12 protein-coding genes are annotated in these 9,110 nt (G+C 41.8%); 7 read left to right on the forward strand and 5 right to left on the reverse strand.

Annotated elements, in window-relative coordinates; genetic code table 11:
• The first annotated feature begins 50 nt into the window (after positions 1–50).
• Positions 51–473, forward strand: a complete 423-nt coding sequence (locus V7L05_RS13340) for a tellurite resistance TerB family protein (protein WP_335164614.1) — start codon at positions 51–53, stop codon at positions 471–473.
• Positions 474–617: 144 nt separating this feature from the next.
• Here the strand turns inward: V7L05_RS13340 and psb35 are convergent, their stop codons facing one another.
• Positions 618–848, reverse strand: coding sequence for a photosystem II assembly protein Psb35 (psb35, locus tag V7L05_RS13345; RefSeq protein ID WP_335164615.1), 231 nt, complete (start codon positions 846–848; stop codon positions 618–620).
• A gap of 101 nt (positions 849–949) precedes the next feature.
• Here psb35 and V7L05_RS13350 point away from each other — a divergent pair, with 101 nt between their 5' ends.
• Positions 950–1,093 (forward strand): hypothetical protein, encoded by a 144-nt coding sequence (locus tag V7L05_RS13350; RefSeq protein WP_335164616.1) that lies wholly within the window; start codon positions 950–952, stop codon positions 1,091–1,093.
• Here the strand turns inward: V7L05_RS13350 and V7L05_RS13355 are convergent.
• Complete coding sequence (locus V7L05_RS13355; protein ID WP_335164627.1) at positions 1,084–3,345, reverse strand: transglycosylase domain-containing protein; 2,262 nt, start codon at positions 3,343–3,345, stop codon at positions 1,084–1,086. The genes V7L05_RS13350 and V7L05_RS13355 overlap by 10 nt on opposite strands.
• A 463-nt stretch (positions 3,346–3,808) precedes the next feature.
• Between V7L05_RS13355 and folK the strand changes: the two genes are divergently transcribed.
• From folK to V7L05_RS13375, 4 genes are all read left to right on the forward strand, one after another.
• Positions 3,809–4,339 carry a 2-amino-4-hydroxy-6-hydroxymethyldihydropteridine diphosphokinase gene (folK, locus tag V7L05_RS13360; protein WP_442937077.1) on the forward strand — a complete coding sequence of 177 codons (531 nt, stop codon included), beginning with the start codon at positions 3,809–3,811 and terminating at the stop codon, positions 4,337–4,339.
• 68 nt (positions 4,340–4,407) lie between these two features.
• On the forward strand, positions 4,408–4,956 hold the full coding sequence (locus tag V7L05_RS13365; protein ID WP_335164617.1) for an NUDIX hydrolase: 549 nt from the start codon (positions 4,408–4,410) through the stop codon (positions 4,954–4,956).
• 7 nt (positions 4,957–4,963) lie between these two features.
• The gene (locus V7L05_RS13370) at positions 4,964–5,173 is read left to right on the forward strand and encodes an ADP-ribosylglycohydrolase family protein (protein WP_335164618.1); all 210 of its coding nucleotides are present in this window, start codon (positions 4,964–4,966) and stop codon (positions 5,171–5,173) included.
• Between the two features lie 429 nt (positions 5,174–5,602).
• A complete protein-coding gene (locus tag V7L05_RS13375) occupies positions 5,603–6,412 on the forward strand; it encodes a prohibitin family protein (protein ID WP_335164619.1) in 810 nt (269 codons plus the stop codon).
• A gap of 82 nt (positions 6,413–6,494) precedes the next feature.
• Here the strand turns inward: V7L05_RS13375 and V7L05_RS13380 are convergent, their stop codons facing one another.
• Positions 6,495–6,956, reverse strand: a complete 462-nt coding sequence (locus V7L05_RS13380) for a hypothetical protein (protein WP_335164620.1) — start codon at positions 6,954–6,956, stop codon at positions 6,495–6,497.
• A 501-nt stretch (positions 6,957–7,457) separates the two neighbouring features.
• Here V7L05_RS13380 and V7L05_RS13385 point away from each other — a divergent pair.
• Positions 7,458–7,736, forward strand: a complete 279-nt coding sequence (locus tag V7L05_RS13385) for a hypothetical protein (RefSeq protein ID WP_335164621.1) — start codon at positions 7,458–7,460, stop codon at positions 7,734–7,736.
• 148 nt (positions 7,737–7,884) lie between these two features.
• On the opposite strand, the gene V7L05_RS13390 is transcribed toward V7L05_RS13385, so the two are convergent.
• Positions 7,885–8,379: a DUF6174 domain-containing protein gene (locus tag V7L05_RS13390; protein WP_335164622.1), complete on the reverse strand. Its 495-nt coding sequence runs from the start codon at positions 8,377–8,379 to the stop codon at positions 7,885–7,887.
• Between the two features lie 92 nt (positions 8,380–8,471).
• Entirely contained in the window at positions 8,472–8,663 is a 192-nt protein-coding gene (locus tag V7L05_RS13395) for a hypothetical protein (RefSeq protein WP_335164623.1), read from the reverse strand.
• Positions 8,664–9,110: the final 447 nt, after the last annotated feature.

Consider the following 9,110-nt stretch of genomic DNA (forward strand, 5'->3'; position numbering starts at 1 on the left):
TTGGGATTGTACGATTTTGTGGAGGACTGAATCTACCAGAGGAGTCAGCAATGGTTTCCCCTTCCAATGTGAAAAACTTAGTTAAAATCCTGATTGGAGCAGCCTGGATTGATGGCAGAATCCAGCCAGAAGAACGGCAATATCTGCGTGAAATAGCTCAAGCAAAGGGTTTGGCTAACGATCCAGAAATTAAGCCTTGGCTGTATGAATTAGTTCCTGTAGAGCCTAAAGAGTGCTATGACTGGGTGCAGGAGTATTTAGGCGATCGCCCCAGCCTTGAAGATTGCGAAAATCTGATTGAAGCCATCAGTGGCTTAATTTATAGCGATGGTGATGTTGCCGTCGAAGAAGCCAGACTCCTGACCCAATTGCAGGATATAGCGAAGCTGAATGACTCAACTCAACCAGTTCACAATCTACTTCTCAAACAAATTCAAAAACTTTACCGCCGTTGGGTTGAAGTGCAAAACTAACACTTAGTTATGAGTTATGAGTTGCCAAGACGCGAAGAATCGCGTCTTTAGATGATTTTTAGTTTGGCAATTATACTCAGCCAGAAGTCAGAGCGGCGGAAACCATCGCTCCGACTTCTCCCAAGGGCGAACGGTGACTCATCACTACTTTGACTTCGGTTCACCCAGACCCGGAGTTTCTTCTTTATCAATCTTAGGCACAAAATCAGGCCGCTCTTTGCTTTCCCAACCTGCGGGGCGTTTTGAGTTGTACCAAGCTATTGAACCAATGCTGACAGCAGCAATAAAACCAACGACATACACCAAGGTGAAAGCAAAAGGAAAATGAGGAGCAGAATCTATGGCTGGTGCTGCTGTTTGCATCAATAAATGCATGAGTGTATTCTCCAAGGTTAGGTAACAGTATTTAATACACTATAAGATGAGCGTATCACCTAACATCCCCCCGAAGTTTAGTTTAAGCAAGTTGATATTGCATGGGAAAGAGCAGGGGGGTAGAGGGGCAGGGGGAGATGAGGGAGATGAGGGAGATGAGGGAGATGAGGGAGATGAGGGAGAATAAGCATGCCCAATGCCCAATGCCCAATGCCCAATGCCCAATGCCCACTTTTCATTGCTGAGGAGGTCTAAGTCTATCCCGCCAGCTAGGCTGTGGTGATGAAGAACCTGAAGAACCGGAACTATTTACCGGAGGCGACTCTCGCCGAGTTCTTCGAGGCGGGGGAGAATCAGATTCGACTCTTCTAGTTCGCCGCCGTGGAGTAGATGATTCTGAGGAAGAGTTATTGGAACTTGATTCTTCGCTGCGATCGCGCCTTCTCCGTCTTGGGGTAGAATCGCTAGATTGCTGTTCTTCTTGAGAATAGCTCCTCCTGCTTCTACGTCTTTTGGATGAACCACTATCTTCAGAATTAGAATTTCTAGAACTTTCCCCTTCTGAGTCATCATCAGAGGATATAGAACGATTCAGCACTTGTTTGGGCTTGATGGACTGGGCTTTGATAGTGCCTTTGCGACCTTCTAACTTCGGTCGTTTGGGAAACTTTTCTACTGGCATCCCTTCTGCCGCTTTTTCCATAAATTCGTGCCAGGTGTAAGCGGCACTACCACTACTGCCGTCTGTGGGGCGGTTATCATCGTTACCAAGCCAGACCCCTGTAACCATCTGGGGAATGTAGCCAATAAACCATAAATCGCGGGCTTCGTCGGAGGTGCCAGTTTTCCCTGCAACTGGTCTATTACCTAATTCAGCAGCACCACCAGTGCCTGCTTCTACGACGTTGCGTAGCATCCAAGTCATAATGGCGGCACTGTCAGCGTCAAGGGCCCTTTTAGACTTGAAATTAGCTGACCAGATCACTTTGCCTTGGCGGTTGATGATGCGGCTAATACCATGAGGCTCTGTATGCAATCCAAGAGTTGCAAAGCTACCATAGGCGCTGGTTAATTCCAGTAGATTCACCTCATTCGAGCCGAGAGCCAAAGAGTAGGTGGGCTTGAGTTCAGATTTTATCCCCATATCGTGGGCAAGTTTAATCGTTGGCGTAAATCCCACATCAATCAACACCTTTACCGCAATAATATTAACAGAGCGGGTGAGGGCATCTCGGATGTTCATTGAACCGTGGAACTTTTCACTATAATTTTTCGGTTCATAGCCGTCTACGACAAAGGGCGCATCCTCGTAGCTATCGTAGGGGCTTTTACCGCTAGCGATCGCAGTGGCATATACAAACCCTTTAAATGTCGATCCTGGTTGGCGTTGTGCCTGAGTAACCCGATTAAACTGGTTTTTCTCAAAGTCTTTCCCCCCAACCATTGCCTTAATTTCACCGTTGCGGGGGTCAATGGCCACCATTGCTGCTTGCTTAAAGTTTTCCCAGCGTCCTTGATTTCGCAGTGTTTTCGCTACTGCCTCGTCTGCCACTTTCTGCCAAGTTGGGTTTAGCGTGGTTTCCACAACTAGACCTCCACTTTTTAGCACATCCGGGGAAACGTACTTTGGCAATTCTTTTTGGATGTAGCTGGTAAAGTAGGGTGATTCTACTTGCAGTCGCTTAGGTAAACTGCTTTTGAGGGTTAGTGGCTCCTGAAGCGCTGCCTGCCTTTGTTCTGGCGTAATCACTCCATCTTCTTGCATCCGTTGCAATACCAAGTCCCGCCGCCGTTTTGCCGCTACTGGATTTTTGTCTGGGGCGTACAAGCTGGGGGCGGGGGCTAATCCCGCAATCGTTGCCATTTCCGCTAGGGAAAGCTGATCTGGTGATTTACTAAAGTATACCCAGGCTGCATCTGCCACACCATAAGCTCCAGAACCCAAATAAACCAGATTCAGATAACGCTCTAGAATCTGATCTTTGGTTAATTCTTGCTCCATTTTTTGTGCTAGGCGAACTTCTTTGAGTTTGCGCCAGATTGTCTGCTCTTGTTTCAAAAAGAGAATCCGCGTTAGCTGTTGAGTTATAGTGCTACCACCTTCTACCACACCTTGCGATCGCAAATTATTCAAACTCGCTCTCACAATCCCTTGAGGGTCAACTCCGTTGTGTTGCTTAAACCTTCTATCTTCTGAGGCAATAAAAGCTTTTTTTAAATTATCTGGTATTTGTTCGAGTTTTAGCTGTTCTCTAGTCGCTTCACCTTGTTGTTGTAATATGGTGCCATCAGCAGCTTTGATGGTCAGTGTTTGCTCTCTCAGCACGGCGTTCAACTGTGCCTGATCTGGCAATGTCTGATCTATTAAACTGACACCGTAGAGCAAGGCAGCTATCCCACCACCTACACCCAAGCCTGCCCAAAACCAGATACGACGATAGAATGGTTTACCGCCAGTTGACTGATTGGACTTCATCCTAGATGAGAAAATTTTCATTTTGCTCAGTAACTGCCTCGTCTGCGCCAGATGTGCTGGTGGTAAGCTCTCATTCGTTCCTCCTTGTCCAGAGTCACTCAAATTTAGTTGGTCTTCGCTTGAACCAGGAGGTAAGCTTCCCCACGTCAGTTCCTCGCTCAAAGTAGTAAAAACTATCTAACCACCATCAATCAGCTTTGGGGTTAGCGCACTACCATAGTGTTAGTATAATATCCTATAAATAATTAACTAAATTCACCAGAAAATAATGTTTTTTAGATTTCGTCAATTTAGTTTTGTAAAAATACTGCAATTTTGATCGCTAAGTGGTCAAGAATAAATCAAACCGCAACGCGAGAGTTATTAGTCATTAGTCCTTGAGTTACCACGCCCACTTAGTTGATTATTGGGAATATAAAAACTATTGACATTTTCTGGAACAGGTGCAGCCAAGTATCCGCAAAGACAGCCCGAAAACGGCCAAATTAAGGAGAGTGCGATCGCTAAGGGTGGCTACGCCGAAGCAAAGCCCAGACGCAGCGCCCTTGGCCTTGGTAGTAATATCGGCGATTCACAGACAATTTTAGAAGCAGCTATAGAGACTTTAGCCCAAACCCCAGGTATTCTCTTAGAAGCCAAATCCAATTGGTACAAAACTAAAGCTGTGGGGCCACCACAGCCAGATTACCTAAATGGCTGCGTCACATTGCAGGTAAAAATCACAGCCCAACAGCTATTAGAAATTTTGTTAGGAATTGAACAACAATTTGGGCGTGTGCGTCAGGAACGCTGGGGGCCACGAGTCCTGGATTTGGATTTGTTATTATATGATGACTTAATTCTGGATACACCAAACCTCCAGATTCCTCATCCACGAATGCGGGATCGCGCCTTTGTGTTAGTACCACTGGCAGAAATTGCTCCAGATTGGATAGAACCAGTTTCCGGGTGTGTTATTAAAGAACTGCTGAAAGAGGTAGACTGTTCTGATGTACATTTATTGATGGGCAATTAAAATTACCATCCTTAAACGCAGAAGAACGCTGATTTCGCCTCTGTATTCACAGATAATCAGATTTTACTATGCCACTAGGTAGAGAATTACCACAACTGCTGAGACAACGCTTGTTTTATAAAGGGCGCAAATTTGATTTTGAAGTTAATCGCTTGCGTTTGCCAAATAAATCGGAAGGAGAATGGGAATGTATTCGTCACCCTGGTGGTGCTTTAGCAGTGCCGGTGACACCAGAGGGAAAACTTGTACTCGTGCGCCAGTATCGTTTTGCAATTCAGGGACGGATATTAGAATTTCCGGCGGGAACTGTGGAACCAAATGAAGATCCCTTAGAGACAATACAGCGTGAAATTGAAGAAGAAACTGGCTATAGTGCCCAAAAATGGGATAAACTAGGCGAATTCTTCCTAGCTCCCGGCTATTCTGATGAGATTATCTATGCTTTTCTGGCGCGAGATTTGGAAAAGCTGGAAACACCACCACCACAAGATGCAGACGAGGATATCGAAACTGTGTTTTTGACTCCCGAAGAATTAGAGAAAGCTATTCTGGAAGGAGAGCCGGTAGATGCTAAATCAGTTTCTAGCTTTTTTCTGGCGCGTCCGTTTTTAGTTTAGGATCAATATGCTGTTAGAGTTAGCGATGCCTACGGCGGGCTACGCCTACGCAGATGCCTACGGTGCAGGTTTTGAATATGCTGACGAGATGATCGTTAACAATGATTTGAGTCGATACGTTGAACATCCCCGTTTTCGACTCATTCCTGGCAGCTATACCGACGACACCCAGATGAGTATTGCCATTGCCGAAGTGATTGCTGCTCAAGCAGCGTGAGGCTCTTGAGAACCTTATATAGAGCGATAAATCGCTGACTACGAACAAAAATTTTATCTTACATTTAATTACGTTTACCAATACTGCTCGGTTAAGCCTAAAAAAGCACTCCGGGGTAGGTTGGGGAGCCACTGCGTTGGGCAGGTTTCCCGACTTGAAGCATCTGGCGTTTGAGGAACGAAACCCGACATTTTCAGGGCTTTGTTGGGTTCCACTTCCTTCAACCTAACCTACAAATCTTCTTAACCGAGCAGTATTGTTACGTCTACCCACTTAGCGCTTATCGTTTGAATGAGAAGCGTTATTTGTTACCTTGGCTAGAGTGACATGAAAATTGACTTAGAGCCAAAGTTGTAAGAGCATGACAGGAAGAAGCCTACAACTCCTAAATATGTGTCTCTATCCCAGACGCATATATGTTTCACACAGATGAAAAAAATTACAACTTTTAACAGTGCCGGTAAACTGACTGCTCTTTTGTTCCTGATAACTCTCTTGCTCACGCCTTGTGTGATTGTAAGTGCAGGAGAACGTGGTGTATTGATGAAATTTGGCGAAGTCCAAAACCAGATATTAGGAGAAGGACTTCACTTAATTATTCCTGTAGTCAATACTGTGAAAAAGTTGAGTATTCGAGTTCAAAAACAGGAAATTTCGGCTGAGGCTTCTTCCAAAGATTTACAAAATGTTTTCGCCGATATTGCTCTCAATTGGCATATTATTCCCCAGGAGGCAAATGCCATTTTTCAAGAAATTGGAGATGAACAAGATGTAGTCATTCGGATTATTAACCCAGCCGTTGAAGAAGTACTAAAAGCAGTCATAGCAAAGTATACTGCTGAAGAAATTATTACTAAACGAGGAGAAGTCAAAGGTGCAGTAGATGATGCATTGTCCACACGACTGGGTAGCTATCACGTTGCAGTTGATGATATTTCTCTTGTTCATGTCCATTTCTCAGAACGATTTGATGAGGCGGTGGAGGCAAAGCAGATTGCTGAACAAGAAGCAAAACGAGCAGAGTTTATCGCGCTGAAAGCAACAAAAGAGGCTGAGGCAAAAGTTAATTTAGCAAAAGGAGAGGCTGAGGCGCACAGATTATTACGTGATGGTTTAACTCCAGAAATTCTGCAAAGGCAAGCAATAGAAAAATGGAATGGTAAGCTGCCATTAATTCTAAGTAAGGAGGCTCCAAAATTGTTGAATTTAAGTGAAATTTTAAAATTTGATAAAAATTGAGATTATTTTTAATGAAATATCTGCTTATACATAGGGACGCATAAATGTGCGCCCCTACAACCCATAAACGTGACAAACTAAATTAACCCTTGGAGAATAAAATGGGAGAATCGAGAATCTTCAACTGGATCAATATCATAATCAACAGAGTATAAACTGTTGAAGAAATTAGACCCGTGACTAATTCTTTTTTGAGGTTATGTTCTTGAGGTTCTTTTTGGAAAATGTCCTTAGAACCGAATTGCATCAAGAGAATTCCCACAATATTAGAGAGCCAGTATCCGATAATTGAACAAGGTAGAAGTAATTTTGGGGAAAGTAAACTACACGCATACCCAAAACCATAAGCTATTGGCAGATTGAATAGTAAGTCATTCCACCAACATAGTGGTGACAACAGATATCCCAGTACCAGAAAAAATCCACCTCTGAGTTTTTTGAAAATGTCTTTTTTGAACTCTTCTGGAGTAGACTGTTGTAAGTCTTCCAAAGCTGTGTCTCCTGTTACATTCAACTCTTGACTGACGTTTTGGACGCTTTCCATAAAAACCCACTATTCCTATCGGCTTAGTGTAGCTTAATATATAAACTAAAACAAAGTCTAGTACAGGAGTGATAACATTTTGGCTTTTTGCTGCTGAAACTTTTACCACCGCATAGTTTCAGCCAAATAGTAAAAAGCAAAATTCTGGTTTAAATCAGCTGCAACTTAACAATATCTGATATCTCCCAAAACTGGATGAGTCAGTTCGCTTCTTCCCAAATCTGGGTTTATCCTTCGGTATCTGAGCGAAATAGAAGGATTTATATGCAATTGAGACAATCAACGTTATTTATCGCTCAATAGGTTTCCAAATCAAAATATATCTTTCTAGATCATAGCATACGATGAGATCCAGCACCGATATTGGAATAGCCAGAGCCTCTTTAGGGTAGGGTAGGTAGATGTTGAGTAGCAAAATTTTTATGTTTTTGCATATAGTCGAGGCAAAAATTTGAACTATTAATAGCTACAATAAAATTACTAAGGCATCTTAATAGGAAAATGACAGATTTAACTCCAAATAGCACATTTTTAATCGCAGGAATTGTTTTTATAACGATTGCTGTCATCGGGCAATCTAAATTAGGTTTTATTGAAATTAATCCCGGTTGTTTTGGAAGATTTTTGGCTCTATTTATTGGGATTTCGAGCCTATTATATGCTTTGGGATTACTCAATATTTCAGCCGAAACTCTTAACCTTAACCTATTAAGAACTTCTCTGACAGAACAAATTAAACAGAGTATAAGTTCCATTAATGACCTTTTGCAAGGGTCGTAATTTATTTTTGGGTGTATTTCAATACCTTGGGGTTAGGGGGAAAAGTCTAGATTTCCCCCTTAACCTTTGAAAATATTACTAATAACCGAATGGGCTGTATTCTATGCAATTGAGAACCGCTATATATGAATGCTATCGTTAGCGATATTTAGTTGATTTTTTGCAGATTCTTAATTGTAAAGAAGATTTCATCATCAGTTCTTTGACTATTATAATCAATGTTAATTTGAGTTGGGTAGCCAATTATCGGATCATATTGTACGGTCAGATTTGCCGCTTTCTTAATGAGCGCATTTCCAATGATATTAAAGAGTTTAGGAATAGTATTGTATTTTTGAAATAATTGCCTATCTACTGGTTTACCAGTCTCTTTAGAAGTGATAGAAGTTGTAACACCGTTCCGTACTTCAATAACCACTAGTTCTGTGGCTTTGGGGAAACAAAAGCAACTTCTAGTGAATTCATAGCGATAGTTAGGGATTATTTGCCGTCTCCATAATTTGTAATTAATCTTAAATTGTTCAAAGGTGAAACTAGTAGATGCTCGTGTTTGTGCAACCTGTATAAGAGGTTGAGACATAACAGGTGCATTCAAACCCAAAGATGCCACTAAAATGGCACTAATTGCGATTGGCAAACGCATATAAATTTATCTTTAACTCCAATTGCTGACTTTAATGTGCTTGAATGTGATGAGCAAGACGAGAGCAACACAAACAAAATTTTGATTGCTAATTAGATATCAATATTTATCTGTTCTATCTGTCTAGCAGCTTTATCCCAAAGCCTTGCAGAAGTCTCATCTTTCCAATGAGTTCTAAGATTTTCCGCTTTTTTGTGAGAGATTCGTTCTAACATTTCTAGAACTGCGGCTAATGTCAATTTATCAACAAATGCTTCTAAAGAATCCATGTATTCTTTTGTCATCGCTAACCTCCTTAATAAGCTTTAACAGCTTCTACTAATTTTACGCATTGAGAACGCTAATCTAAATTATTAGCACCTTTAACAATCACATTAGCTCAAAAGTTTGAAAAAGTTGTGAGGAATGGTAGTAAACGACGATTTCCGACAACAAACGACGTTATTCGACTTTACCCCAAAGCACTGTGATCCAGATGCAATAGACCTCTTCATTTTAACGCTCCAATCACTGAGACGCTATTAAACTTAACATTCAAAATTACTGAAAAGACCAAAAAAGTAATATAATTCCCAGCTAAACCCTCTGCATACCAGGGGAACTATTTATTTTGAAAATCAAATCTATGACAAATAAAACCTAGCGTGGCAAAACTTACTAGAGAAGAGTGAAAATCCTGTAATCTTGACCTTGTAGCGAAATAATGGTGCAAAAACTTGGCAAGAAAAAGT

The sequence above is a fragment of the Nostoc sp. genome, from assembly GCF_036917755.1.
In the GTDB taxonomy this organism is placed as follows: domain Bacteria; phylum Cyanobacteriota; class Cyanobacteriia; order Cyanobacteriales; family Nostocaceae; genus Nostoc.